The sequence below is a fragment of the Kangiella sp. HZ709 genome, from assembly GCF_009674675.1.
GTDB lineage: Bacteria > Pseudomonadota > Gammaproteobacteria > Enterobacterales > Kangiellaceae > Kangiella.
In genome coordinates this window covers 200,600-226,502 of sequence record NZ_WKJC01000001.1, presented here as the reverse complement: position 1 = coordinate 226,502, position 25,903 = coordinate 200,600, and the positions used below count along the sequence as shown (strand labels likewise).

Here is a 25,903-nt window from a genome sequence, read left to right as displayed (position 1 = left end):
GTTATAGGTAATCTTTTACAAGTATTTCGGCAATTTGCACGCTATTCAAAGCCGCGCCTTTGCGAACATTATCGGATACCACCCAAAAGGCGATACCTCGCTCCATACCTACATCTTTTCTTACCCGACTTACAAAAACCCCATCTTTACCACTAGCATGAGTTACTGGAGTCGCATAATCTAGCTCTTGCATGTCATCTACCAGCTCCACACCTTCTGCCTTATTTAAAAGTTCTCTAACTTCGGCTACCGTTATATCCGAACGAGTTTTTAAATGTACTGCTTCGGAGTGCCCGTAAAAGACTGGAACTCGTACAGCAGTTGGGCTAACACCAATAGATGAGTCATCGAGGATTTTATGGGTTTCCCAGACCATTTTCATTTCTTCTTTGGTATAGCCATTTTCTAGCAAAACATCGATATTTGGCAAAACATTAAAAGCAATCTGCTTATCATATACTTTAGATGTAACTTCCCGCGCATTAAGCAGTTGCGCAGTTTGTTGTGCCAATTCTTCTACTGCCTTCTGCCCTGAGCCAGAAACCGCTTGATAGGTCGCAATATTGATATGTTCGATCCCAACGGCGTCTTGAATAGGTTTTAGTGCCACCATTAACTGCATCGTTGAGCAATTTGGATTGGCAATGATGCCTCTATTAGTATGTTCAGCAACTCTTTCCGGATTTACCTCAGAGACTACTAATGGAATATCATCTTCATAACGAAATTCAGAGGTGTTATCGATGACTACAGCACCTGCGGCAGCTGCTTTTGGAGCATATAGCTTAGATACTTGGCCACCAGCAGAAAACAAAGCTATATCTACATTTGAAAAATCAAACTCTGCTAAGTCTTTAACGAGGATATTTTTGCCATTAAAGCTTACGCGCTCTCCTGCAGATCGTTCACTCGCTAAAAGGTGCAACTCATTAACTGGAAATTGTCTTTGCTCAAGGATCTCTCTAATAGTGACGCCTACAGCGCCAGTAGATCCAACGATGGCTAAGTTATATTTTTTCACTTATAAGGATACCTTATGATTAAAGTTCTAATTTAATATACGTTAATAACTATTTCTTTTTGTTGATATAAATCATAATTCTTGCAGCAATGTAACCCACAAAGCCTAATGCAAGAGTATATTTAGCGACTTCCATGATTTGATTATCAGAAGTGTAACCAAGACCAAACTGTTGATTTAGATAGAAAGTGATATCTACTCGAAACAACCACAGTAGCGCGCCAATTAAAAAAACGATAATGGCTAAAAAGGATAACGTTTGAATACGTGATCTTTTACGCATCTTTTGAATCATTTGAGTAGTTTCTAAGTTGGTAATTTCACCTTCGTCAGAAAACAAAGCTCCACAATGACTACATGATTCTGCGCGACTAGAAATTCTTTTGTTGCATACTCTGCAATTAACAATGGCCATTCAGTTACCTTCGTTTAAATTTTGGTTATTTTAATGCTTTACTAGCAATTTCGTAAACATCTTTAGAGAGTTTAGGTTGAGACAATATTGCTTCTAATTGCTGCTTCATCAACTTTTGCCTTTCCTCATCAAATTTCTTCCACCGGTTGAAAGCGCCGGTAAGTCTAGCGGCAATCTGTGGATTTACGGCATACAAACTTATAATTTGCTGCGTTAAAAACTGATAACCTAAACCATCCGGTCGATGAAATTGACGCATGTTGGCATTTGAAAAGCCACCAATGAGTGCCCTAACTTTATTCGGATTAGTTATTTCAAATGCTTCATGAGTTTGCAAGCCTTTCACCATTGAAATACAAGCATCGCTGGGATCTGTTGCAAGAACTGTTAACCATTTATCAATCACCAGGTCCTCGCTTTTCCACCGTTGATAAAAACTTTCAGCTATCAAATCTTTTTTAACGTAGCTAGAATGCATCAATAGCTTAAAGGCACTGATAGCATCGGTCATATTATTCGCTTCAGATAACTGTTTTGTAGCTAAGTCAAAATACTCTTTCTTTTGCAGTTTCAATAGATAATCTAAACACTTAGCCTTCAAAGCCCTTTGACCAACTGACTCCTTAGTTTGGCTAAAATCCTTACCTGGAGCAGATTGAAGGTAGTGCTGATACCAGTCATGTTCTAAGTTTATAGCCATCTGTTTGGATAGATAATCATGCGCTTGCAGCAGGTGATCGAATTGCAAAGAATCTCTGCTTTCAATTAAGGTTTTAACATCCGGTATAGTTAATGCCAAAGCTTTAAAACGGTGCTCTAGGTCATCATTATTTAGGACTTTACGAACCACAGAGATTAGAGTTTCAGGTAGCTTTAACTCACTACCACTAACGGAGTCATCATAGAGCTGCCAAATAACATTAGTGTATAACCTTTGTCCTGCTTCCCAGCGATTAAATGCATCGCGATCATTAGCAAGCAAGAAGCTTAATTCTTTATTGGAATAATCGTACTCAAGCTTTATCGGAGCTGAAAAGTTGCGAAGTAATGATACTATCGGCTTACTAATAACATTCTTGAAAGTGAAACTTTGTTCTTTTTTAGTGAAATGCAAAATATCATCTTGCAAATGCTCTTCTGTAATAAGTTGCAAAGCCATATCAACACCTTCCTCGCTAAGTAATCCCATTTTGATAGGAATATGAAAAGGTGTTTTATGTTCCTGACCTGGTGTTGCTTGGGTGGTCTGAGATAAATTTAGAGTAAACTCTTTTTTAACAGCATCGTAAACAGAATTGGCTTTAACCATTGGTGTGCCAGCTTGTGAATACCAGTTTCTAAATTGCTTGAACGAATAGTCATTGGCATCCTCCATCGCCAAAACAAAATCTTCGCAAGTAACAGCCTGGCCATCATGGCGCTTGAAATAAACATCCATGCCCTTTCTAAAGCCATCAGCTCCCAGTAAAGTATGATACATCCTGATCACTTCAGCGCCCTTATTATAGACAGTCACTGTATAAAAATTATTCATCTCAATATAGGAATCTGGGCGGATAGGATGAGCCATTGGCCCAGCATCTTCAGCAAATTGATGAGCACGAATAACTTTAACATCTTCAATTCTTTTTACTGCAGCATCCGTTTGATCGGCAGTGAATTGTTGGTCGCGAAAAACCGTTAATCCTTCTTTCAAGCTTAGCTGGAACCAATCCCTACAAGTCACTCGATTACCAGTCCAGTTGTGGAAGTACTCATGCGCGATAACGGCCTCGACATCTTCAAAATCTTGATCAGTCGCTGTGGCCTGAGAAGCCAAAACGTACTTTGTGTTAAATACATTTAACCCCTTATTTTCCATAGCCCCCATGTTGAAGTCGCCAACGGCCACAATCATGTAAATATCAAGATCATACTCTAAGCCGAAAACTTGCTCATCCCAGCGCATAGACTTCTTAAGAGACTCCATAGCATGATGGCATTGTTCTAATTTGCCTTCGTCCACAAAAATTTGCAGTAAGACTTTACGTCCTGACTGAGTAATAAACTCACTTTCAAGCAAGTCGTATTTACCAGCACACAAAGCAAATAAATAACTTGGCTTTTTATGAGGGTCACGCCAAACAGCATAATGCCTTTCTATATCTAGATCACCGCTATCGACATTGTTACCATTAGAAAGTAAGTACGGGTATTGATTTTTATCGGCTTCAATCCGCACCTCAAATGAAGCCATAACATCAGGTCTATCAAGATAAAAAGTGATCTTGCGAAACCCTTCTGCTTCACATTGAGTACAATATTTATCACTCGATTGATATAACCCTTCTAGCGAAGTATTTTTTTCTGGATAAATCTTAACTTGAGTAGTTAATTGAAAACTTTCTGGACAATCGTAGACAAACAAATGTTCATTCGTTTGATGATATCTTTCTGAAACTAATTTTTGGCCATCAAGCTCTATTGAAACTAACTCTAAATCAACACCATCGAGCTTAAGAGTGGTATCAAATGCGCCGACGGTTGATAGGTTTGGGTTTTTGGCTAGCCCTAAATTCGACTTAACTAATGCATACCCGTCAAAGAGTTGAACGATTAAACGTACGTCAGTAATTAAAAAATTAGAAACTTGGTAGTCTTTTCGATATTTAACTAATTCACTCATAACTAAAGAGAATCAAATTTCTGTAATTCTAAATAATACTTCTCGGCCAGTTATTGCAAAACCAATCATTTCAGATTTAACATTGTATTTATCAACAAACTCGTAAAAAGCTTTATATTCATGCTTTTCATAACCATCATAACCATAAAAGTCATCGAAAATTATTAAGGTCCCTTTTTGAATAACTGGCTTTAATTCCTCAAGAGCTTGAATCGTTGAACTATATAAATCGCAATCAATATGTATAAGAGAAGCCATAGTTCTTTGTGTAGAGAAAAACTCAGGTAAAGTATCTTTATACCAACCTTTAACATATTTAACATTGGATAAACTAACTAAAGGCATCTCTCCTTTAGTAGAATAAGAACCTGGACCTTCAGATGGAGTCCACTGTTCCGGAAGTCCTTCAAAACTATCAAATGAATATATTTTTTTCTCAGGAAAAAGTTGAGACAATATAATGGTGCTTCTGCCGCGATAAGTACCGAACTCATAAATATCACCATCACTACATTGGCCAGCCGCAAGTTTAAAAACATCAGCATTAAATGTTAAAAAGAAGCTATCTTTATTGCCAACTCGGCTATAGACTTCCTTCAGCGACCGTACTTTTGCTCTGAAATTCGCATCTTGCAATGTAGGGTGAAAAAATTCTTCTGAACGTAAATCTTGACTATTTACTAAGCAAACAAAGCCGCAAAAGAAATTCATTTCATGAGAGTTTTGCTCGGGATCATTGGGAAGTTTTTCTAAAACTTGTGTATGCATCCCCCTATCCCACAAAATAAGTAGGTAGTATAAGAACAGTTCTTTATCATCTTGATGCTTTTCTAAAGCCTCGGCACAAACTTTTTTAGCAAGCTCTTTATCGCCAAAACTTAAATAGGCTTTTATCAAAGGAATAGAGTAAATTGACAACTGTTCACCTAGAGCATTTGCTTGCTCTAAGACTTGTATGGAAATGGCATAATCACCTAACTTCCACAAACATTTACCTAACTCACTTAATACAGTCGGAGACGAGTCGCCATTAGGAAGAGTTGTGTAGAGCTTTTTGGCATTTGTATAATTCTCTACTAGATACCATAACCTAGCAACTTCAAGTTGAAGATCATAGTTCTTGCCTATCAATGGAGTAACGGTTTCCAGATACTCTGTCGCAACAACATTTTGTTTGAATTTAACACTAATTGCAGCCAGCAAATACCAAGCTTGGGGAAATTTACTATGATGAGCAACGATGTTTCTACATATGTCCGTAGCTCTTACATAATCTTCATTTTGGTTGGCTAAAGAGGCTTCTTGCCATTTTATTTTTAACTCTTCAAGAGTCATTGACTTACCTATTTGGTGAATAATGCAAAACTTAAAACATTATACAGTCAATCATTCGCGAAGCCACTGTAATATGCATGACTATAAGTCATTCACCCACATTCATATAATGCAACACGAGGGCTGTCTACTTTTTAACCGAGAATTAGGCGCGATCACTCTTTTTACTAGCAGGCTTTATAACCACCTTTTGTACAACAAATATCGCTTTGTCATTACCCAGTAGAGCGTTATGTAAATCCTTTAGATGGATTTGATAATGATTACCTTGAAACTCAATAACGCGCTTGTCACCTCTTCTCAGTGATGTCTGATGCATTAGTGTATTGTGTTTTGATATGCCATCACTATCTTTTTGCACGGAATATATGCTGGTCATAACCTGTCCAGCAGTGATGTCGCCCAGTGAGATTTTTACCCGATTTTTACTTTCAGGCATAGCTTTTATACTACGCTGAGATATGCTTAAAATCGATTTTTCGCCGATAGGCACTATGACTTTGTCATCAATGATATTTTTAGCGGGCTTTGCCACTAGGGATTGGGCGGACAATACCAAGCTCAGTGTAAGCATCAAAAAGGTTATTGTTTTATTCATAGTTGTATTTATTAGTAATTGGTTACTTTTCTAAAAAGCTTTTTGGCACTTTAACAGCAATAAGTTTTGCTTCGTTACAAATTTCACCATTAGATTCAAGGGTACATTCTAAAGTAATTTTCTTAGGTTTTGCTTGAACTACTTTGGCTTTTAGGACAACTGGAGTATCTATGGGTACTGGACGGTTAAACCTGATCTCTAAAGTCCCAGTTGCAAACCATAAGAATTCTCCATTGTCAGTATCTCCTATAGGCCTTTCATCCATCTCATAAGCTTTAGCAAAAGCGGTGCAAACACAGTGACAATCTATGATTGTAGAGATTATACCGCCATTAAGGACATGTTCAGGACCAGCATTGTGATGTGCTTGAGGTACGAACTCGCATACTGATTCCTCACCCTCTTTTCCGTTTTGCCAATAGCTTTTGATTCCCAACCCATTGTTATTTAAGGTGCCACAACCAAAACAATGATTGTTTGGCATTTGATCTTGGAACGATTTATTGGATACTTTCATCGCTTATCATATCTTTTAAGTTTTTATTAATTTACGCTTATACTACTCTAAAGAAACTGCGTGGTGAAGTTTAACGGTTCTAGTTAGTTCTATAATTTAAATTGCCTAAAGTTTACAGAAACTTAGCTTTATTTAAATGCCATGTCTATTAGAGGGTTTGGCAAATTTATATATAAAGCGACTGGTCTTTCCTCTTATTTTCTCATCAAAAACCAGCAAATTAAGCTCATCTTTTGGATTGCGTAAGTAAAATGCCTCTTCTACTAATTGAAAACCTACTTGATTGAGTTGATGAATAACAATATTAGGATCTATTCGATGAAGTTCGTTAGCAGCCTGATAACCCGAGCCTTTCTGAGCAATGTGGTCAGTTACAATTAAAACTCCGTTGTCCTTTAATAAACGCTTAACATTCGTAAAAGCTTTTTGATAATCAACCACCTCGTTTCTCATGAGTTCTTTTTCGCCATTTTTTATCCTACTTGTAAAAAATAGATCATGATAATTAATGGCCATGAAGGCTATATCAATGGATTTTGCAGGCAAGTTAATATCAGCTATAGGCACTTGATCGATTCTTATTATATTTTCTAAGCGGTTATTGCTAGTGCGTTTTTTCATTTCGTTACCGCCAAACCTCCATGTTAATTCATCATTATGAGCAAAGACATTGCCATTTTTACCTACTGCTTTTGAAAATAACTCACTATACCAGCCTCCTCCCGAATAAATATCGAGGATATTATGACCTATTGATACACCAGAAAACTTTAGAACTTTTGCTGGCTTACGATCTAAATCTCTAACTTTATCTTTGGGATATCTTTCCTTTGAATCCAAAATCTCAGTAAGTGTTAATTCAGTTACTATCACTTTGCTCAAAACGTCAACTGGCTTGAACATCAACACCGCGGCTATTATTAAAAGAAATTTCATAAAATCATCATCCTAATAAATATGTATTTATAATATTAGCAACTCAAACTTCTATTACTTGCAAAAGTAGATAAAGCCCTAAAATTCGACTATCAACACTTATTTTAAGGCGACGGAGAAATTATATTTGCTGAATAATCATTAAATTTATTAATGTGATAAGCGATAGAGATTAACTTTACTTAAACAGCTTTACGTTAACGTAAATGCCACTATACAAATGGGCTGAAATTGCGTAGAATCGCGCCCGAAATTGAATCTATTTAAATTTAGGGGTTAGTTTAAATTCAGTACCTAAGTTACTGAAAAATAGCTGAAAAGCATAAATCCCCCTTCTTAATTAAAGGAGATCTAGCCTTGACGACTAGAACCACTGCTTCTTTCGAGATTAAGTATCATCAGTACCTAGATGCTGATGGTAAAGCAACTCAAGAATTACCAGCTTTTGCTAAAGATATGGATAAGATGCGCTCACTTTATCGTGACATGGCTTTGTTACGCGCATTCGATGCAAAAGCTTACGCTCTTCAGCGTACCGGTAAAATGGGCACCTTCCCAGCTTCATTAGGTCAAGAAGCTATCGGTATTGGTTATGGCGATGCCATGACTGAAAAAGATGTCTTAGTCCCCTATTACCGCTCTACAGGGGCCTTGTTAAAACATGGCGTTAGCATGAAAGAAATCTTGCTTTACTGGGGTGGTAACGAAGATGGCTCTGACTACGCAGTGGCAAAAGAAGATTTCCCCATCTGTGTTCCAATCGCGAATCAAATCATTCATTGCGCCGGTGTCGCTAAAGCGATGCAAATGCGCGGTGAAAAGCGTGCTGCGGCAACTGAGATTGGTGAAGGCGGTACCTCTGAAGGTGATTTCTACGAAGGCATCAATGTGGCTGGAATTTGGAATCTAGGTTGCGTCTTTATGGTTAACAATAACCAATGGGCTATCTCAGTACCTACTGAAATTCAAACTGCTTGTGAAACTTACGCCCAAAAAGCTATTGCAGCGGGTATCGAAGGTGTTCAAGTCGATGGCAACGACATTATTGCTGTTAAGCAAATGGCCGAATACGCTTTTGAAAAAGCGCGAAATGGCGGCGGCCCTACTTTAATAGAAGCAATTACTTATCGCTTGTGTGATCACACCACAGCGGATGATGCGTCTCGTTATGATGACCCTACGGTAAAAGAAGAAGCTTGGAAAAATGAGCCTATGGTTCGTTTGCGCAAATATCTTGAAGCTAACAACGCTTGGACTGAAGTTGACGAAGACTCCATGAAAGCTGAGATTGCAGCCGAAGTTGATTCCGCAGTTAAAGAATATGAAGCTCATCCAAAACCTGGTGCTGAATTGATGTTCGATCACTTATATGCAGAGCTCCCAGAGATGACTAAACCGCAACGAGAAGCAGCGCTTGCGCTTCAAACAAAAGGAGCAAAATAATGGCTGCAATTACTTTAATTGAAGCAGTTAATGCTGCTCTTGCTTACGAATTAGAACACGACCAAGATGTGGTTTTATTCGGTGAAGACGTTGGTAAAAATGGCGGTGTTTTCCGTGCAACCGATGGCTTACAAAAAAAATATGGTGAAGATCGAGTTATCGACTCCCCACTAGCAGAATCGATGATTGCAGGTCTAGCAGTCGGTATGGCGGCGCAAGGCTTAAAGCCAGTTGCAGAGATGCAATTTATGGGCTTTATTTTTCCCGCTGTGGATCAAATTTTCGGGCAAGCTGCTCGTATGCGTCACCGTACCCGTGGCCGTTTGACCATGCCTATGGTAATTCGAGCACCATTTGGTGGCGGTATCCATGCACCTGAGCACCACTCAGAATCGACAGAAGCTTTATTTGCGCATATTCCTGGTCTGAAAGTGGTTATCCCTTCGAATCCAAGTCGCGCTTATGGTCTTATGTTAGCTGCCATTCGTGATCCAGATCCGGTAATATTCTTAGAACCAAAACGTGTTTATCGAATTGTTAAGCACGAAGTTGAAGATAATGGTGAAGAGTACCCATTGGAAGCATGTTTTGTTGACCGCGAAGGTTCAGACATCACATTAATATCTTGGGGCGCTATGATGCATGAAACCAACATCGCAGCAGAAAAACTAGCAGCTGAAGGTATTGATGCCGAAGTCATTGATGTTGCTACAGTTAGTCCAATTGATATGGATACCATTTTAGAATCAGCTCGCAAAACTGGGCGCGTTTGTATCGTGCAAGAAGCGCCCAAGTCCGGCGCAGTGGGTTCAGAAATCGCTGCTGAAATTGCAGAGCATGCCATTATGAGTTTATTGGCTCCGATTGGTCGTGTTTCAGGTTATGATACGGTGATGCCTTATTACAAACTTGAAAAGCAATATATGCCAACGGTTGATCGCATCTTAGATGAAGCGCGTAAAATCATGGAGTACAAATGAGACAGTTTAATTTACCCGACTTAGGTGAAGGCTTACCAGATGCGGAAGTAGTCCGCTGGTTAGTGAACGAAGGTGATGAAGTTGCTGTTGATCAGCCAATGGTTGAGATGGAAACTGCCAAAGCCGTAGTTGAGGTCCCTTCTCCATACGCAGGCCGCATTGCAAAATTACACGGCCAACCTGGTGATGTCATCGATGTAGGAGCTGTTTTAGTATCTTTTGGCGAAGTAGGAGAAGAAATTCCTGTAGATGAGCCTAAAGATGAAGTTAAACATGAGCCAGCCACCCCAGCAACACCTACTGTGGCTGACAATGCTGTCTCAGGTGATTCAGAAGTATTTAAATTACCTGATTTAGGCGAAGGTTTGCCTGATGCTGAGGTCGTTCGCTGGTTGGTTAACGAAGGCGATACGGTTGCTGTCGACCAACCAATGGTTGAAATGGAAACGGCTAAAGCTGTCGTTGAAGTTCCTTCTCCTGTTGCTGGTATTGTGAGTAAATTACACGGCCAAGCTGGCGATGTCATTGACGTTGGAGCTCCTCTCGTTGAGTTTGGTGGCACCGTTGGCGCTGTAACATCAGCTCCAGCGAAAGAAGAAAAAGCTGATGCCGGTCGTGAAGACAGTGGCACGGTTGTTGGCGCAGTTGAAGTTGGTAATACAGTAGTCGCTGAAACCTCTAGCGCAGTTGTTAAAGCTTTAGCACGCAAACTAAAAGTAGATTTGGCTTCAGTTAAAGGTACTGGTACTAATGGCGCTATAACTCAAAAAGATGTTAAAACCGCCGCTAAAAATGGATCTGCTAAGGCCGTTTCTGCAACGGTTGCTCCAGTTGTCGGCACAGACACCAGCAATCCTTTAGCATACAAAGCATCACCTGCCGTTCGCGCTTTAGCACGAAAATTAGGTGTGGATTTAGGAGCATGTTCAGCATCAGGCCGCAAAGGCTCCATTACCCGTGATGATGTGACACTTGCATCACAAAGCAGTTCTTCTGTTGCTTCATCAGTGTCAAGCCAGCCTGTTTTATCGCAAGCTGACTTAAATTCGCCTCTAGCTAAAGGTTACTCTACGCTAGTTAATGGAGAAACTGAAACTGTTCGCGGTGTACGCCGAGCTATGGCAATGGGTATGTCACATGCTCACGCAACTATCGTACCGACAACTCTAGTAGAAGACGTCGATATTACGGCATGGCCTAAAGGCACTGATTCACTAGCGCGCTATGTACGAGCTTTGGTGGTTGCAGCTAAACAAGTACCGGCTCTAAACGCTTGGTTTGATGGCGAAAAATACGAGCGTACCATGCACGCTTCTGTGAACGTTGGGATCGCTGTTGATTCTGAAGCGGGCTTATATGTCCCAGTAGTCCACAAAGCTGACGAAATGGGAATGGCTGGAGTGAGAGCTCGTGTACAAGATTTACGTCAAAAGATCGAAAGTAAAACTCTGAAGCAAGAAGATCAACAAGATGCTACCATCACCCTATCAAATTTCGGTTCTATTGCAGGCCGATATGGCACGCCAGTCGTTTCTCCGCCGCAAGTGGCCATTATGGGCACTGGTCGCTTCCGGAAAGAACTTAAGTTAACTGAAAATGGTATTCAAAATGCAAAAATGCTTCCGCTTTCATTAACTTTTGATCACCGCGCCTGTACTGGCGGTGAAGCAGCAAGATTCCTAGCTGCTGTTTTAGAAGATTTGCAGAAAGCTCACTAAGCCTTAAAACTTAGCAAAAAAGCGCAACTGGTAACAGATTGCGCTTTTTTTATGTTTTGAAACAATTGTTCTCTAGTGCATTGTTTCTAGCTTTGATATTCTCAATAGGTTTTTCTACTAATGGGTATAATTATGAATCTAAAACTCCTTTCGTTAGTTTCTGCTATAACACTGGCTTTAGCTGGTTGTGATAATGCAGAACAATCACAAGCTCCCGCAAAACCTGAAGTTAAAGTTGTTCAGGAAGCTAAGCAAGATGCAAAACCAAAAACATCAGAACTTGTTAAAGATAATGTTTCTAATGAGCAAGATCCTTTCATCTGGTTAGAAGAAGTTGAAGGAGAAAAAGCGCTTGCTTGGGTAGAAGAGAATAATAAAAAGTCATTAGGCTATTTAAAATCCAAACCCCTTTATAATGACTTGTACGAGAAAAATTTAGCAGTTTATGACTCCGACGAACGTATTCCTTATGTTAGTCAAATGGGTGATTATTTTTATAATTTTTGGCGTGATGCTAATAACCAAAAAGGTTTATGGCGCCGTACAACCTTAGCCGAATATAAGAAAGACAATCCTAAGTGGGAAACCGTTTTAGACTTAGATAAATTAGCAGAAACTGAAGGTGAAAACTGGGTCTATAAAGGTTCTAACTGTTTATATCCAGAATATAAACGCTGTTTATTAAACTTATCACGCGGCGGTGCTGATGCTACTGTAGTACGTGAATTTGATATCCCCAGTAAATCTTTTGTTAAAGATGGTTTTTCATTACCTGAAGCCAAATCGAATATAAGCTGGATCGATATGGATACGCTCTATGTTGGCACAGACTTTGGCGAAGGTAGTATGACTGACTCAGGTTATTCCAGAATTGTTAAAGAATGGAAGCGTGGTGAACCGCTTGCAAAGGCCAAAACTATTTTTGAAGGTGAAAAATCTAATGTGTGGGTAGCTGCTTTTGTAACTCACGATAAAGATAAGTCTTATAAAATGATTTATCAGGGCTTAACTTTTTATACTTCAGATGTGTTTTTCGTTACTGACTCTGGATTAAAAAAGTTCAATCGACCTAAAGACAGTTCATTGAGTGGAATTACTAATGGACAGTTACTTTTGGAATTAAAGTCTGACTGGACCGTTGGTGGCAAAACCTATCCACAGGCAGCGTTATTATCGATTGATATCAAAGATTATATTGATGGAAAAACCAATTTCACAGAAGTAATAGTTCCTGATGCAAACACTTCATTATCAGGGGTATCTACTACTAAAGATTATATATTGGTCAATACATTAAAAGACGTCGCTAGTGAGCTATACCGTTATCAGTATAAAGGTGGTAACTGGTCTCGCGAAATGATTGATATGCCGGCACTAGGCTCTATTTCGGTGACAGGCGTTAGTGATCAACACAATAATTTCTTTGTGAATTATAACAACCACCTAACTCCTAGCAGCCTGTATTATTTCGACAGCCAAACTAACAAAGCATCAGTACTAAAAAGCTTGCCCGCTTTTTTTGATGCTACTCCTTATAAAGTTGAGCAAAAATTTGCCGCGGCGAAAGATGGTACCAAAATACCTTACTTCTTAATCATGAGAAAAGACATAGAGTTTAATGGTAAGAACCCTACGTTACTATATGGCTATGGCGGCTTTGAAATATCCTTGCGCCCTTCTTATTCATCTACCGTTGGTATTGATTGGTTAGAACAAGGTGGTGTATATGCTGTTGCCAATATTCGAGGTGGCGGCGAATATGGTCCAAGATGGCATCAAGCGGCCTTAAAGAAAAATCGTCATATTGCTTTTACTGATTTTATAACCGTTGGTGAAGACTTAGTAGCCAGCAAAATCACTTCACCAAAACACTTAGGTATTCGTGGCGGTTCAAATGGTGGTTTGTTAGTAGGTACGGTTGCTACTATGCGACCTGATCTATTCAATGCAGTTGTATGCCAAGTACCTTTGCTTGATATGAAGCGCTTTAATCAATTGTTAGCGGGCGCTAGCTGGATGGGCGAATACGGCAATCCAGATAACGAAGACGAATGGGAATATATTAAGACTTACTCGCCTTATCACAACGTTGATAAAGACACGGATTATCCTAAAATTTTCTTCACGACTTCAACTCGTGATGATCGTGTTCATCCAGGTCATGCAAGGAAAATGGTTGCCTTGATGCAATCACAAGGGCACGATGTTTTGTATTATGAAAACACAGAAGGTGGTCACGGCGGCGCATCCAACAACAAGCAAGCTGCTAGCCTAAATGCATTGGTATATACATACCTTGCAGATCAACTTAAATAATCAGCGATTAGTATTTAAGGGTGCATTAAGCGCCCTTTTTAATTTTATACGCACAATAAAAAAAGCCGCTATAGAAATATAGCGGCTTTTTACTCTCTTTAAGAGAAGAATAATGGTGGGTTGCACAGGAATCGAACCTGTGACCACCTGATTAAAAGTCAGATGCTCTACCGACTGAGCTAGCAACCCATCGTTGAAAAACTGAATGATTCAACGGCGCGTATAATACCTGTAAAAAAATAAAAAACAAGTGATTTTAATGGTTATTTTGCTCACTTGAATTTAACACCTTTAGTCGCAAAATAGAAACTATATAACTTATGGAAACACCTTTATGAAAGATGTTGTCAGCATTCAGTTAGCCCCGCCAAAACACTGGGTCGGCGATGGTTTTCATGTGAGCTCTTTATTTTCTTATAATTCCCATGGAAAATCCTTAAGCCCTTTTCTATTACTAGATCATGCGTCTCCTGAACAGTTTCCAGCTACAACGAGAAAACTCGGTGTGGGTGAACATCCGCATCGCGGTATAGAAACGATCACTTTAGTTTATGCGGGTGAAGTTGAACATCAAGACTCCACTGGCGCTGGCGGCGTTATTAAAGCCGGTGATGTGCAATGGATGACCGCAGGAAGAGGTATTATGCACCAAGAGTTTCACTCCAGTAGATTCGCGAAAACAGGTGGTCAGATGGAGATGGTTCAGCTCTGGGTTAATTTGTCAGCTAAAGATAAAATGGCGGAGCCAAAATATCAGGATATTAAGGCTAGCTCTATCCCAACCCTATCTTTGGGTAATGACTCAGCTGAATTAAGACTTATCGCAGGACAATATTTGGATAACACTGGACCAGCATCGACCTTCACACCACTTCAGGTTATGGACCTAATCTATACCGATGAAGCATCAGTTCGCGTAGATTTAAATGCCACCTGGAATGCTGCAGTGGTTGTACTCCAAGGAAAGGTCGAGATTAATAGCAATAAAACCGTTAGCGAGCATCAAATGGCGATACTCAGTAATGATGGTGACTATATAGACTTAAAAGCGAATAAAAACACTAAGCTATTAATATTAAGCGGTGAACCAATCAATGAGCCCATTGTAGGATACGGGCCTTTTGTGATGAACTCGAGGGAAGAAATAGAGCAAGCTCTAAGAGACTTTCGAGACGGAGCATTCGGACAAATCCAATGAATAAAACATAAAAAAGCCGCATCAAATGATGCGGCTTTTTAGCTCTTACGAGAAGAATATGGTGGGTTGCACAGGAATCGAACCTGTGACCACCTGATTAAAAGTCAGATGCTCTACCGACTGAGCTAGCAACCCATTGTTTTTCAACGTGATTTTTAAAGCTTATCTGCTTACGAGAGTCACTCTCGTTGAGGCGTGTATAATACTGTTTTTGGCGAAAAAAACAAGCCTAAATTAATAATATCTTACGCTTTTTAAATCCAATTTATAACGAATATCAATTTAACTCTTAATGATTCTCTTTTGCATGATTTAAAGTGTATTTAGGGATCTCGACAACTAAATCTTCTTTAGTCACAAGGGCCTGACAACTTAAGCGTGACTCGGGCTCTAAACCCCATGCTTTATCTAGCATATCATCTTCTAACTCATCGCTTTCTTCTAATGAATCAAATCCTTCTCGAATGACCACATGACAAGTAGTACAGGCACAAGACATCTCGCAAGCATGTTCAATATCAATATTGTTAGCTTTAGCGGCTTCTAAAACCGTTTGCCCTTCTTCCGCTTCAACTACAGCACCTTCAGGACATAAGTCTTCATTGGGTAAAAATACGATCTTTGGCATATGTTTCTCTAAACCTTTTCTTTCTAAATTATCTATTGCTAAATGTCGTCGATTTCGCTGCCCACTAAGGCTTTAGCAATACTGGCATCCATACGTTTAGATGCAAATTCTTTGCTATTGGTATCAACTATCTTGATCGCTTCTTTAATAGCCTCTATATCGGTGCCCTGAGCGATAATTTCAAGCTGTATAACTGAAGATTCTATTGCTTCATACTCATCTTGTGATAACAGCAATTTGCCATTATCATCAAGCGCCGCTCTAACTGCTTCTATAACTCGCGAAGCTTCTACTTGTTCTTCGCGTAACATACGCAGCTGCATATCTTCTTTTGCTTTTTCGATAGAGCTTTTAAGCATTTCTGTAACTTGGCTATCGGTTAAACCGTAAGAAGGCTTCACTTGAATTTCAGCTTGAACGCCAGAAGTGGTTTCTTCTGCAAAAACATTTAACAAACCATCGGCATCCACTTGGTAAGTAACTTTTATTCGAGCCGCTCCAGCAACCATTGGCGGAATTCCACGCAACTCGAACCTAGCAAGCGAACGACAATCATCAACTAACTCACGCTCACCCTGCACTACATGGATTGCCATCGCTGTTTGGCCATCTTTAAAAGTGGTAAATTCTTGTGCTCTAGCAATTGGAATTGGTGTATTACGAGGAATAATTTTCTCAACCAAACCTCCCATAGTTTCTACACCTAAGGACAGGGGTAACACATCCAACAACAGCAACTGATCATTAGATTTATTTCCAATCAAAATATCAGCTTGAATTGCTGCGCCAATTGCCACTACCTTATCAGGATCTATCGAGGTCATTGGTTCTTGTTTAAAATATTGGCCAACTTTTTCTTGTACCAATGGCACACGAGTAGAACCACCAACCATCACAATTTCTTTAATATCAGCTGGCTTTAAACCGGCATCTTTAATGGTTCGACGACAAGCCAATAGAGTTTTATCAATAATTGGAGTCATAAGCTCATTAATTAGCTCACGAGCAATTTGACCATTCCAATTCATAAAATGGACATCAATAGACTCATGATCTGTCAAAGCTTCTTTGACCTCACGAGCCTTAAGCATCGCCATTTGGTAAGCTTGACGATCATCTGAATCTACTTCGGCAAGTTCCACTAAGTGAGTTGCAATAGCGCGGTCAAAATCGTCGCCGCCTAATGCTGAATCACCGCCGGTTGACAGTACTTCATAGACGCCTTTTTCTAAACGTAGAATTGATATATCAAAGGTACCGCCACCCAAATCATAGATAGCATGAATACCCTCATTACCAGTATCTAAACCATAAGCAACCGCTGCTGCAGTTGGCTCATTGATTAACCTCAAAACATTTAGGCCAGCAAGTTGGGCCGCATCTTTAGTGGCTTGACGCTGGGCATCGTCAAAGTAAGCTGGAACGGTTATCACAACGCCGCCTAACTGCTCATCTTTTTGCAAGCCTAGTGCACTCTCTGCGCGCTGGGCTAGCACTTTTAAAATTTCTCCCGAGATTTCTATCGGGTTTTTTATTTGATCAAAAACTTGAATCGCTGGCATTCCTTTTTCGCCAATACCAGATGCGGTCAACTGATTAGCGGTGAATGCTTTTATCGCTTGAACATCAGCTAAACCCCGACCCATTAATCGCTTCACCGAGCTAATGGTATTTTCTGAATCACTGCATTGGAATATTTTTGCTGAGTGACCAACTGAAACAGTTCCATCTTTTGCATAATGCACAATCGAAGGTAATAAGTGATTGCCTTCTAAATCAGGTAATGTTTCGGCGACGCCACTACGAACCGTCGCGATTAATGAATTTGTGGTACCCAGATCGATGCCAGCCGCATAGCGATGCTCATGCGGTTTAGTTGATTGACCTGGTTCTGCGATTTGTAATAAAGCCATCTTATTGGTTATAGCCTTTCATTAGCCGAGTATTTTTTCTTCTGCCGCTTCAATATCCATTAAAGTCTTACGCAAAAATTGTAGCTTATATATTTCAGTGAGAATTTTATCAGATTCAAGCAATTGATTCTCACCTTCCTGTTGAAACAACTCATTAATAGAAGCTATTTGCGCATCTTCCATCGACTCAATCGTTTCAGCAAAATCCATTAAACCGCCCATATCCTTCTTTGCGCTTAGAGTTTCTAACTCTTCTCTCAACTCTAATTGCTGCATCAAGAAAACAGGATCTTTGACCGTTACTTCCTTAGATCCATCAAGTCCAGCTTTTAATTGAAGTAAGGCTTGAGCACGACGCACGGGACTTTTTAAAACGCCATAAGCATCATTAATTTGAGTGGTTTTTTGCATTGCTGCTAGTTGTTCTTGATCGCTTCCTGAAGCAAAACGATCAGGGTGCACAGACTGCAGCATATTGCGCAGCTTCTGCGAAAGTTCCTGTTCATCTAATAAAAAATTCGGCTCAAGGCCGAATAGTTCAAATGGATTCTTCAAATCAGCCTCTTAAATTATTTATCAAGCGCACAATCTATTTAGCTAAAAAAAATTCTGCCGCGCAATCGCAAATTTTAGCAGCTAAACTGTAAAACTCTCGCCGCAACCGCACTCACCTTTCACGTTAGGATTGGTGAATTCAAAACCCTCATTCAAGCCTTCTTTCTTAAACTCCAAATGAGTACCATCTAAATACACTTGGCTTTTGGCATCAACGATAATTTTTATGCCTTTATCTTCATAAACTTTATCGCCTTCTGTTAGCTCATCAACAAACTCAAGTACATAAGCCAATCCCGAGCAGCCAGTTGTGGTCACACCTAAACGCAAGCCTAAACCTTTGCCACGACTAGCCAAAAAGCTTTTTACCCGCTCTGCGGCGGCTTCTGATAAAGTAATTGCCATAAGTTACTCTTTATTCGATTTCGATTACTTAACGTTCTTTTCTTTATAATCTGAAACAGCAGCTTTAATCGCATCTTCCGCTAACACTGAGCAATGAATTTTCACTGGTGGTAATGCAAGCTCCTCAGCAATGTCGGTATTTTTAATTGCTTGCGCTTCATCGACACTTTTACCTTTTACCCATTCAGTAATCAATGAGCTGGAGGCAATCGCAGAACCACAACCGTAAGTTTTAAATTTTGCATCTTGGATAATGCCATCTTCGCTTACTTTAATTTGCAACTTCATCACGTCGCCACAAGCAGGCGCGCCAACCATACCAGTACCAACGCCCTCTTCTTCCTTATCGAAAGAACCAACGTTGCGTGGGTTTTCATAATGGTCAATTACTTTTTCGCTATAAGCCATAATATTTCTCCTGTTCTTTTACAAGAACTGATTAATGAGCTGTCCACTCAACTTGTGACAAGTCGATTCCGTCTTTGTACATATCCCAAAGCGGAGACAACTCACGTAAACGGCCGATGCCGTCGTTAATTTGTGTTAGGGCGTAATCCACTTCTTCTTCAGTAGTGAAACGGCCAATGGTGAAACGAATCGAGCTGTGCGCTAATTCATCGTCTCGACCTAATGCTCTTAATACATAAGATGGTTCCAAACTGGCTGAAGTACAAGCCGAGCCAGAAGAAACCGCTAAATCCTTCAATGCCATGATAAGGGACTCACCTTCAACAAAGTTAAAGCTGATGTTGATAATACCCGCTACGCGCTGAGTTTCATGGCCATTAAGATAGACTTCTTCCATATCTTTCACGCCATTCCATAAACGCTCGCGTAATTTAATAATACGCGCATTATCTTTTTCCATATCCAACTTAGCGATACGAGCAGCTTCACCCATGCCAACAATTTGGTGGGTCGCTAGAGTACCGGAACGCATACCACGCTCATGACCGCCACCATGCATTTGCGCTTCTAGGCGAACGCGTGGCTTACGACGAACATATAAAGTACCAATGCCTTTTGGCCCATACATTTTATGACCAGACATAGATAATAAATCGACTTTGGTCTTAGTAATATCAATTGGCAGCTTACCCGCCGATTGTGCAGCATCTACATGAAACATGATTTTGCGAGAGCGACACATTTCGCCTATCGCATCTATATCTTGAACAACGCCAGTTTCATTGTTTACATGCATCACACTCACTAAAACTGTATCCTCACGCATAGCAGCTTCCAAAGCTGCTAAATCCAACAAACCATCTTCTTGCACATCCATATAGGTAACTTCATAACCTTCACGCTCAAGCTGACGGGCCGTATCTAAAACCGCCTTATGTTCAGTTTTTACGGTAATGATGTGCTTACCTTTCTTGTGATAGAAATGAGCTACGCCTTTAATCGCCAAATTGTTTGATTCAGTTGCGCCCGAAGTCCAAACGATTTCACGTGGATCAGCATTAATAAGATCGGCAACATGCGCACGCGCATCATCCACAGCTTCTTCTGCCGCCCAACCGAATTTATGCGAACGCGATGCAGGATTACCATAAATCCCTTCGACGCCCATAAACTGAACCATCTTCTCTACAACTCGCGGATCAATTGGCGTAGTAGCAGCATAATCAAAATAGATGGGTAACTTCATTTTCTTCTCTTCACTTTAAATAGAATAAATTCAACTTAAGAAAATCAACTCTTCTTCGCTAATTTTCATCTCGTTCGCAGCATCTTGTCTTCCCGCGACTTTCTTTACGAAACGGCGCTCAACGACTTGTTCAAGACTAATGCCACTTAAAAACTGATAAATTTGGTCGGATAATTCCGCCCATAACTGATGAGACAAACAATGCTCACCATCCTGACAACCGCCCTTACCTTTACAACGAGTCGCATCAATCGGCTCATCGACTGCCAAAACCACATCAACAATAGTAATTCTATTGGACGGACGTTGCAGCTCATAACCGCCACCAGGGCCGCGAATACTATCGACTAAATTCGCTTTGCGCAACTTAGAAAACAGCTGTTCTAAGTAAGATAAGGAAATATCTTGGCGTCCCGAAATCTCAGACAAACTAATAGGCCCACTTCCAGAATGAAGTGCCAAATCAAGCATCGCTGTCACCGCATAACGGCCTTTTGTACTTAATTTCATGATTAGATGTCTTTCAGGTTACAAAAACTAAATTAAGGGGCGTTTCAATAGACAAATTATCTCAATTCCGACTAATTTAGTCAAGATTTATAGAGTGGATTGTTTTCTAACCTTTAATTACGTGCGGCCCTACTGAGTGAGGCTGAAATTAGAATTGATAAAAACGATTTACAATAGCTCGATAATATTTAGTAAGATCACTTCCCACTCTACAAAAAGCTTTATAGATACTCTCGGTCTTTACTTTGATACAATATCCGCAAATATCATTCTAAAACTACAAATCAGGCTATTTCTTTGGATAACGAACTTAATTATAAAAGCAACCCTCTCAATGGCGTCGGTCTTAAGCAGTTAATCACCGAAATTGTTGAGCATTACGGCTATGAGATACTTCACGCCTATTTAAATCTTAATTGTTTTAAGTCGAATCCAAGCATCCCTTCTAGCGTTAACTTCCTAAAAAAGACAGAGTGGGCTCGTGAAAAGGTCGAAGGGTTTTATTTATATCAATATAAAAATTTACCAAGTCCTTCATACAAGCAACAGCAAGTACCTCCAAGAGATCGCATCATTCCAGATGATCAAATACCCGGCGAACCAATAGAATTAACGCTAGAAGACGCCGAACTCTTTCGCGAACAAAACGCTCAAAAAGCTGCTGAATTTGACAAAAGCCCCGCCATTAAGAAGAAAACTCTAAGCCAGATAAAAAATAGCTCAGGGCAAAAAAACAACCCTTGGGCCAAGTATCAACACAAAAACTAAAGATCATATAACTGTGCATAAATTAATCACTGTTAGAATTTTTTTATAAATTTTACAAGAGTTCCTTCAATGTATAATGATGACAGTGAATTTGAGCCGCTGTCTAAAAATATCACCGTGGAATCAGTGTTTAAATCTTTTCTCAATAGACTAGAAAAGCCTACCCAACCCCCATTGTGCCAATAGACATTTTTATCTTCTACAATCCAGCCAAATCCGTAATCGGTACTTTTACCAGAATTAAGCTTTCCTGGAGAATAAGCCTCTTCTAGTAACTCTTTAGAAATAAGCTTTTCGCTATCTAAAGCTATAGTCCATTTTAATAAATCATGGGTAGTAGAATAAATCCCACCATCGCCAGCCACCCCATCTAAATACATAAGATCGTTTAGCTCTTCACCATCAGTTCCCCATACTCTGTTTTCGAGTTTGTTTTCGTCCGACAACAAATTAAACACCGAAGTATCATTCATACCTACGGGGATAAATACCTTTTTATCCATATAATCTTCAAATGACATTCCTGAAACCTCTTCAATTAAGGCCGCTAAAACCACGTAACCGGTATTGCTATATTTGTGCTTATCACCAGGTTTAAAAAGTAGCTCAGGCTGATGTTGACTATATAAATCCAATAAATCTGAGCTCTTAAAAACTACATTTTTATCTTCCCAGTGTTGACTGGCAAGCTCCATATAATCAGGTAAACCAGAATTATGATTGAGTAAATGCCTTATGGTTATTTGGGGATAATTTATCGATGGCAAATAGGTAACCACTGACTCATCTAATGTAAGCTTACCTTCTTCAACTAACATCAATACCCCTAGTGCTGTAAAAGGCTTGGATAATGAAGCTAAGTTAAAAGATGATTGTTGACTGAGGGGCTGTTTCTTTGCTAAATCTGCATACCCGTATGATTTATTAAGAATTATATCTCCATCTCTAGCTATTAAAACAGAGCCATTGAATTGATTGGTTGAGTGAAGATTGTTTAACCATTCATCTAGCATTGCAACTTTTTCATCCCTGGTTGCACCTTTTGGCAACTTTAATTTATCAGGTGTTACATACTTTAAAATAACAAGTCCAATAATAACTATTACCAAGGCAACAACAACAAAACCAATAAGGAATTTAAATATAAAGTGCATGTTTAGATTTTTTATTAATCAGGGTTGGAGTTATTGTACTCATATAAGAGCTAAAATTTAGTTAGCTTTTGTAACAAGGTGATTCTTTGGCAGAAATTTGTAATAGTTACTGTAAAAATTAGCTAAGCTCTGGGGAATAGCATATTCGAACGATAATCTTAGAGAAGATATTATAAATAAAACTAGCCTTAGTAAAACTAAGGCTAGTGAATATAAAACATATTTTATAAAGGCGCTAAATTATTTTTGCTCAATATTCTTCAAGTCTAATCCGCCTAAAGTGGAGTTACTGATTTTGACTTTTCCTTTACCTGCATCTTCTTGCTCAATTTTTAGTAACTCATCGTCGCCACCAATCATTAAGCTTTTGCTAACTTGGACATCGACGTTGCCCGCATCGGCCTCTTCCAATTCGATGCCCTCTTTAGAGCCATTATTGTCGAAAGTAGATATTTTCTTGAGCCTTACATTCAAATGGCCATTACCTTCTTCAGACATTTTGAAAGCTTCGTCCTGATTTCCAAACCCAACCGTATCAACGACGATAGATTTTAAGTTGCCATTATCTTCTTCGTCGAAATCCAAACCTTCGTCGAAGTTGTTATTGACTTGGCTATTGGTCACGCGACTAATTAAATTACCATCACCCGCTTCATCAATATCAAAACCATCATCGACATCTCGGTCACCATCATCATCGCAAGGACCGCCTGCAAAATTCTCAACTAGGTTGCAATATTCACCATTTCGAATAAACAAACTGCCGCTGACATTACTAATGACATCGCCTTGGTTACCTTCATCTAGTTCCACACCGTCCGCGCCAACATTGGTAAAAGTAGAATCTTTTGCGGTGAAATAGATATTACCTAAACCGCGTTCATCGACTCTAACGCCATCAGCATCCGCGCGACCGAAACCAACATTATTAATTTCACTATTAATGATCTTCACTTTTACAGAAGCAGCAGAGCCATTGCCGCCGCCACCGCTACCACCGCCACAATCATCACCAAAACTGCAATCAGAAATATGGATACCATGATGTCCAACTTTGGTTAAAAATATATTCTTAAACTCGACATTAACAGAGCCAGTAGCATTCGCAGGAACATTGATTTCAATGCCCTTGCCGCTGACTGGAAGCGCAGGGTTTTGATTAACAGTATCGTAACTACCGATAAATTTCAGATTTGAAATCAATAAATCCCCTGCTCCGTTGATACTTAAAATATCAGCGTTAGGCTCTAACGCCATGGCATTGATCGTTTGACCCTTACCAACAATGTGTAGTTTATACGGGTTCTCATAACTCAAAGGCTGAGTAAGGTTGATCATTTGCACTTTGGGATTAATACGAATGACATTGGCACCACTTTCTAAAGCCGCTCTTAATGAACCCGCACCATTATCATTTCCATTAGACACTATCGCAATGGAGGCCGACGCTGTATTTGCAGAAATTAAAATACCAAGTCCTATTGCGAATAAATTTACAGATTTCATGTTATTCCTCTTAACAAGAATTTATTAAAGTAAATTTATAGTAATGATGCAATATGACAGCTTGATTAACCCTAGGTTAAAAACAGGTTACAGGTAACCAGTTAAGAAAGCCCATGCTAAAGTTCAATAATCCGAATATATTCATCCAACACTTCTTTATCGGTAAGTGCTTTCATAGCTTTGCCAAAAGAGTCCAAGCTATTAATACTCACTATCAATAACATGGTGCCATCTGGAATTAAACTATGCAAAACAAACTCACCATCAGGGAGCTTAGCTTTTTCTAACCCTGGGTAGTACTCGATGAACTTAGTAAAATTTTCTTTATGCTTGTCAGTGATAAGAATCATTTTGGCATTAATAGCGCCATTAAACTTACTCATGGCCTCTTCATTAAAGAAAGGGGTTTGGACATTTAAACTTCTGACAGTTCGCTGGTGCTCAAAAAACAACTGAAACAACTTATTGTGTTCGTGAAAATCTTTATCTGCTAAGAAGGAAACGTTGGCTAAAAAACTTTCTGGCTGTAAGTAACCTTTAGGAAAATTCTTGGCATATTGATCGATATAGTCGTCAACGAAATCAGCATCTATTGATTTTTCTGATAAAAGATACTGTTCTACTAAGGGATAAATAGCTTTTGCCTGTTGATTGATATATTTAGAGTGGTACCAATCTTTTGCATCTAAGCTCCCATTGGTTTCTTTGTAGAACCAACCATTACCTATAGCCGTCGCCAAAGCTTCATTCAAGAGTTGGTAAGAATGTGCTTTATGGTAAGAGTCGTGTTCTAAAAAACTTTTTTCAAGTTGTGCTTGAAGCTCGATGGATTGACTAGAGTATAACAGGTGCGCCAATTCATGGAACACGACCGCTAATACTCCATCAGCATCATCAAAATCACTAATAATATAAGAAATGATATTGCCCTGAGGGGTGGCTGTGGTAAAACCACCCTTTTGTGGTATCGGTGCTAGATAAACCTTAAATGGGATCTCAGCTTTCCAATTGGCTTTATAAAATTTGGAAGCCTTAGCGAAACGTCCTGCAAAGTCTACCTCTTTAGCGCGCTCAGTTAGAATTTGAATATTTCTTTTAAGTTGAGGCTGGGACTTGTCCCAAATTAACTCTTTATAAATAGGCCTAAAAGCATTCAAAGTCTCGACTAATACCATTAAATCAGAATTAGTTAACAAGCCCATGATACGTTGCGTGAAGTCATCAATATTCGATGCTTGGGTAGAGGCCATCACTAAAAGCTGTGTCACTTGACGCTTGTTGTGTCTATGAGCCACATCTTCTGAAAACGCATAATCATAAGAAATATTGATCTTTCTATAACGTTCAATCAGTGCTTGATTTTTATCGTTGTTGTATTCACTGCCTTCAAACAATTCTGTCAAAGTTGGAGAAGTGCCGCCCGGACCACCTGCGATACCTTGAACGAAATTATAAAGCCCATGAACTTCATTTGTCTTGAACTCCACTTCCAATTGATCTGCTGATGATGAAGCTGTTTTAGCTGATACGATATGGATTGGAAATACTATACAAAGGAATATTAAAAAGATTTTGGTGGCTGAATTTTTCATTAAATATTTATCCCTTCTCTGATGCATAGATACATCATACAAAACAAGCTTGTAAAGAATTAGGGCTAGTTTGTAA

Annotated in this window: 23 protein-coding genes and 2 tRNA genes; 6 read left to right on the top strand and 19 right to left on the bottom strand. The window is 39.4% G+C overall.

Features of this window, described 5'->3' with window-relative positions:
- Nucleotide 1: 1 nt before the first annotated feature.
- The 7 genes from GJS41_RS01115 to GJS41_RS01085 all read right to left on the bottom strand — a co-directional run bounded on the left by GJS41_RS01115 (nucleotide 2) and on the right by GJS41_RS01085 (nucleotide 7,487).
- Complete coding sequence (locus tag GJS41_RS01115) at nucleotides 2-1,021, bottom strand: aspartate-semialdehyde dehydrogenase (protein ID WP_370515588.1); 1,020 nt, start codon at nucleotides 1,019-1,021, stop codon at nucleotides 2-4.
- A 49-nt stretch (nucleotides 1,022-1,070) separates the two neighbouring features.
- Nucleotides 1,071-1,436 carry a hypothetical protein gene (locus GJS41_RS01110; protein ID WP_154245508.1) on the bottom strand — a complete coding sequence of 122 codons (366 nt, stop codon included), beginning with the start codon at nucleotides 1,434-1,436 and terminating at the stop codon, nucleotides 1,071-1,073.
- A 25-nt stretch (nucleotides 1,437-1,461) separates the two neighbouring features.
- A complete protein-coding gene (gene pepN, locus GJS41_RS01105; RefSeq protein WP_154245507.1) occupies nucleotides 1,462-4,101 on the bottom strand; it encodes an aminopeptidase N in 2,640 nt (879 codons plus the stop codon).
- 12 nt (nucleotides 4,102-4,113) lie between these two features.
- Nucleotides 4,114-5,436 carry a TylF/MycF/NovP-related O-methyltransferase gene (locus tag GJS41_RS01100; protein ID WP_154245506.1) on the bottom strand — a complete coding sequence of 441 codons (1,323 nt, stop codon included), beginning with the start codon at nucleotides 5,434-5,436 and terminating at the stop codon, nucleotides 4,114-4,116.
- Nucleotides 5,437-5,581: 145 nt separating this feature from the next.
- Entirely contained in the window at nucleotides 5,582-6,034 is a 453-nt protein-coding gene (locus tag GJS41_RS01095) for a hypothetical protein (protein WP_154245505.1), read from the bottom strand.
- A gap of 22 nt (nucleotides 6,035-6,056) precedes the next feature.
- A complete protein-coding gene (locus tag GJS41_RS01090) occupies nucleotides 6,057-6,551 on the bottom strand; it encodes a PaaI family thioesterase (protein ID WP_154245504.1) in 495 nt (164 codons plus the stop codon).
- A gap of 132 nt (nucleotides 6,552-6,683) precedes the next feature.
- On the bottom strand, nucleotides 6,684-7,487 hold the full coding sequence (locus GJS41_RS01085) for a class I SAM-dependent methyltransferase (protein ID WP_154245503.1): 804 nt from the start codon (nucleotides 7,485-7,487) through the stop codon (nucleotides 6,684-6,686).
- A 357-nt stretch (nucleotides 7,488-7,844) separates the two neighbouring features.
- Here GJS41_RS01085 and pdhA point away from each other — a divergent pair, with 357 nt between their 5' ends.
- From pdhA to GJS41_RS01065, 4 genes are all read left to right on the top strand, one after another.
- Nucleotides 7,845-8,930 (top strand): pyruvate dehydrogenase (acetyl-transferring) E1 component subunit alpha, encoded by a 1,086-nt coding sequence (gene pdhA / locus GJS41_RS01080; RefSeq protein WP_154245502.1) that lies wholly within the window; start codon nucleotides 7,845-7,847, stop codon nucleotides 8,928-8,930.
- Nucleotides 8,930-9,910, top strand: a complete 981-nt coding sequence (locus GJS41_RS01075) for an alpha-ketoacid dehydrogenase subunit beta (RefSeq protein ID WP_154245501.1) — start codon at nucleotides 8,930-8,932, stop codon at nucleotides 9,908-9,910. The genes pdhA and GJS41_RS01075 overlap by 1 nt, the downstream gene beginning before the upstream one ends.
- Nucleotides 9,907-11,628, top strand: a complete 1,722-nt coding sequence (locus tag GJS41_RS01070) for a 2-oxo acid dehydrogenase subunit E2 (RefSeq protein ID WP_154245500.1) — start codon at nucleotides 9,907-9,909, stop codon at nucleotides 11,626-11,628. The genes GJS41_RS01075 and GJS41_RS01070 overlap by 4 nt, the downstream gene beginning before the upstream one ends.
- Nucleotides 11,629-11,760: 132 nt before the next feature.
- Nucleotides 11,761-13,944, top strand: coding sequence for a prolyl oligopeptidase family protein (locus GJS41_RS01065; protein ID WP_154245499.1), 2,184 nt, complete (start codon nucleotides 11,761-11,763; stop codon nucleotides 13,942-13,944).
- 113 nt (nucleotides 13,945-14,057) lie between these two features.
- Here the strand turns inward: GJS41_RS01065 and GJS41_RS01060 are convergent.
- Nucleotides 14,058-14,133: transfer RNA gene (locus GJS41_RS01060), tRNA-Lys, on the bottom strand.
- Between the two features lie 145 nt (nucleotides 14,134-14,278).
- On the opposite strand from GJS41_RS01060, the gene GJS41_RS01055 reads away from it, so the two are divergent.
- The gene (locus GJS41_RS01055; protein ID WP_154245498.1) at nucleotides 14,279-15,142 is read left to right on the top strand and encodes a pirin family protein; all 864 of its coding nucleotides are present in this window, start codon (nucleotides 14,279-14,281) and stop codon (nucleotides 15,140-15,142) included.
- A 59-nt stretch (nucleotides 15,143-15,201) separates the two neighbouring features.
- Here the strand turns inward: GJS41_RS01055 and GJS41_RS01050 are convergent.
- The 8 genes from GJS41_RS01050 to GJS41_RS01015 all read right to left on the bottom strand — a co-directional run bounded on the left by GJS41_RS01050 (nucleotide 15,202) and on the right by GJS41_RS01015 (nucleotide 20,807).
- A tRNA-Lys gene (locus GJS41_RS01050) sits at nucleotides 15,202-15,277 on the bottom strand.
- 154 nt (nucleotides 15,278-15,431) lie between these two features.
- Entirely contained in the window at nucleotides 15,432-15,770 is a 339-nt protein-coding gene (fdx, locus tag GJS41_RS01045) for an ISC system 2Fe-2S type ferredoxin (protein ID WP_154245497.1), read from the bottom strand.
- A gap of 38 nt (nucleotides 15,771-15,808) precedes the next feature.
- Nucleotides 15,809-17,683 (bottom strand): Fe-S protein assembly chaperone HscA, encoded by a 1,875-nt coding sequence (hscA, locus tag GJS41_RS01040; RefSeq protein ID WP_154245496.1) that lies wholly within the window; start codon nucleotides 17,681-17,683, stop codon nucleotides 15,809-15,811.
- 21 nt (nucleotides 17,684-17,704) lie between these two features.
- Complete coding sequence (gene hscB, locus GJS41_RS01035; RefSeq protein WP_154245495.1) at nucleotides 17,705-18,238, bottom strand: Fe-S protein assembly co-chaperone HscB; 534 nt, start codon at nucleotides 18,236-18,238, stop codon at nucleotides 17,705-17,707.
- Nucleotides 18,239-18,319: 81 nt separating this feature from the next.
- The gene (gene iscA / locus GJS41_RS01030; protein ID WP_154245494.1) at nucleotides 18,320-18,643 is read right to left on the bottom strand and encodes an iron-sulfur cluster assembly protein IscA; all 324 of its coding nucleotides are present in this window, start codon (nucleotides 18,641-18,643) and stop codon (nucleotides 18,320-18,322) included.
- A gap of 24 nt (nucleotides 18,644-18,667) precedes the next feature.
- Entirely contained in the window at nucleotides 18,668-19,051 is a 384-nt protein-coding gene (gene iscU, locus GJS41_RS01025; protein WP_154245493.1) for a Fe-S cluster assembly scaffold IscU, read from the bottom strand.
- A gap of 31 nt (nucleotides 19,052-19,082) precedes the next feature.
- Nucleotides 19,083-20,297, bottom strand: coding sequence for an IscS subfamily cysteine desulfurase (locus tag GJS41_RS01020; RefSeq protein ID WP_154245492.1), 1,215 nt, complete (start codon nucleotides 20,295-20,297; stop codon nucleotides 19,083-19,085).
- Nucleotides 20,298-20,327: 30 nt separating this feature from the next.
- Nucleotides 20,328-20,807 carry an Rrf2 family transcriptional regulator gene (locus GJS41_RS01015; RefSeq protein WP_154245491.1) on the bottom strand — a complete coding sequence of 160 codons (480 nt, stop codon included), beginning with the start codon at nucleotides 20,805-20,807 and terminating at the stop codon, nucleotides 20,328-20,330.
- 297 nt (nucleotides 20,808-21,104) lie between these two features.
- Here GJS41_RS01015 and GJS41_RS01010 point away from each other — a divergent pair, with 297 nt between their 5' ends.
- Nucleotides 21,105-21,575 carry a VF530 family DNA-binding protein gene (locus GJS41_RS01010; protein WP_154245490.1) on the top strand — a complete coding sequence of 157 codons (471 nt, stop codon included), beginning with the start codon at nucleotides 21,105-21,107 and terminating at the stop codon, nucleotides 21,573-21,575.
- A gap of 32 nt (nucleotides 21,576-21,607) precedes the next feature.
- Here GJS41_RS01010 and GJS41_RS01005 read toward each other — a convergent pair whose 3' ends face one another.
- The 3 genes from GJS41_RS01005 to GJS41_RS00995 all read right to left on the bottom strand — a co-directional run bounded on the left by GJS41_RS01005 (nucleotide 21,608) and on the right by GJS41_RS00995 (nucleotide 25,827).
- Nucleotides 21,608-22,729: a serine hydrolase gene (locus tag GJS41_RS01005; protein WP_154245489.1), complete on the bottom strand. Its 1,122-nt coding sequence runs from the start codon at nucleotides 22,727-22,729 to the stop codon at nucleotides 21,608-21,610.
- Nucleotides 22,730-22,969: 240 nt separating this feature from the next.
- The gene (locus tag GJS41_RS01000; protein ID WP_154245488.1) at nucleotides 22,970-24,235 is read right to left on the bottom strand and encodes a hypothetical protein; all 1,266 of its coding nucleotides are present in this window, start codon (nucleotides 24,233-24,235) and stop codon (nucleotides 22,970-22,972) included.
- 116 nt (nucleotides 24,236-24,351) lie between these two features.
- On the bottom strand, nucleotides 24,352-25,827 hold the full coding sequence (locus tag GJS41_RS00995) for a hypothetical protein (RefSeq protein WP_154245487.1): 1,476 nt from the start codon (nucleotides 25,825-25,827) through the stop codon (nucleotides 24,352-24,354).
- Nucleotides 25,828-25,903: the final 76 nt, after the last annotated feature.

Excerpts from the sequence above, each read along its gene's own strand:
- GJS41_RS01110 (WP_154245508.1), bottom strand. The coding sequence starts at position 1,436 with ATGGCCATTGTTAATTGCAGAGTATGCAACAAAAGAATTTCTAGTCGC.
- GJS41_RS01075 (WP_154245501.1), top strand. The coding sequence starts at position 8,930 with ATGGCTGCAATTACTTTAATTGAAGCAGTTAATGCTGCTCTTGCTTAC.
- iscA (WP_154245494.1), bottom strand. The coding sequence starts at position 18,643 with ATGGCAATTACTTTATCAGAAGCCGCCGCAGAGCGGGTAAAAAGCTTT.
- GJS41_RS01085 (WP_154245503.1), bottom strand. The coding sequence starts at position 7,487 with ATGAAATTTCTTTTAATAATAGCCGCGGTGTTGATGTTCAAGCCAGTT.
- GJS41_RS01065 (WP_154245499.1), top strand. The coding sequence starts at position 11,761 with ATGAATCTAAAACTCCTTTCGTTAGTTTCTGCTATAACACTGGCTTTA.
- pepN (WP_154245507.1), bottom strand. The coding sequence starts at position 4,101 with ATGAGTGAATTAGTTAAATATCGAAAAGACTACCAAGTTTCTAATTTT.
- GJS41_RS01100 (WP_154245506.1), bottom strand. The coding sequence starts at position 5,436 with ATGACTCTTGAAGAGTTAAAAATAAAATGGCAAGAAGCCTCTTTAGCC.
- GJS41_RS01095 (WP_154245505.1), bottom strand. The coding sequence starts at position 6,034 with ATGAATAAAACAATAACCTTTTTGATGCTTACACTGAGCTTGGTATTG.
- GJS41_RS01090 (WP_154245504.1), bottom strand. The coding sequence starts at position 6,551 with ATGAAAGTATCCAATAAATCGTTCCAAGATCAAATGCCAAACAATCAT.
- GJS41_RS01005 (WP_154245489.1), bottom strand. The coding sequence starts at position 22,729 with ATGCACTTTATATTTAAATTCCTTATTGGTTTTGTTGTTGTTGCCTTG.
- GJS41_RS01020 (WP_154245492.1), bottom strand. The coding sequence starts at position 20,297 with ATGAAGTTACCCATCTATTTTGATTATGCTGCTACTACGCCAATTGAT.
- GJS41_RS00995 (WP_154245487.1), bottom strand. The coding sequence starts at position 25,827 with ATGAAAAATTCAGCCACCAAAATCTTTTTAATATTCCTTTGTATAGTA.
- GJS41_RS01015 (WP_154245491.1), bottom strand. The coding sequence starts at position 20,807 with ATGAAATTAAGTACAAAAGGCCGTTATGCGGTGACAGCGATGCTTGAT.
- GJS41_RS01000 (WP_154245488.1), bottom strand. The coding sequence starts at position 24,235 with ATGAAATCTGTAAATTTATTCGCAATAGGACTTGGTATTTTAATTTCT.
- fdx (WP_154245497.1), bottom strand. The coding sequence starts at position 15,770 with ATGCCAAAGATCGTATTTTTACCCAATGAAGACTTATGTCCTGAAGGT.
- GJS41_RS01055 (WP_154245498.1), top strand. The coding sequence starts at position 14,279 with ATGAAAGATGTTGTCAGCATTCAGTTAGCCCCGCCAAAACACTGGGTC.
- GJS41_RS01070 (WP_154245500.1), top strand. The coding sequence starts at position 9,907 with ATGAGACAGTTTAATTTACCCGACTTAGGTGAAGGCTTACCAGATGCG.
- hscA (WP_154245496.1), bottom strand. The coding sequence starts at position 17,683 with ATGGCTTTATTACAAATCGCAGAACCAGGTCAATCAACTAAACCGCAT.
- iscU (WP_154245493.1), bottom strand. The coding sequence starts at position 19,051 with ATGGCTTATAGCGAAAAAGTAATTGACCATTATGAAAACCCACGCAAC.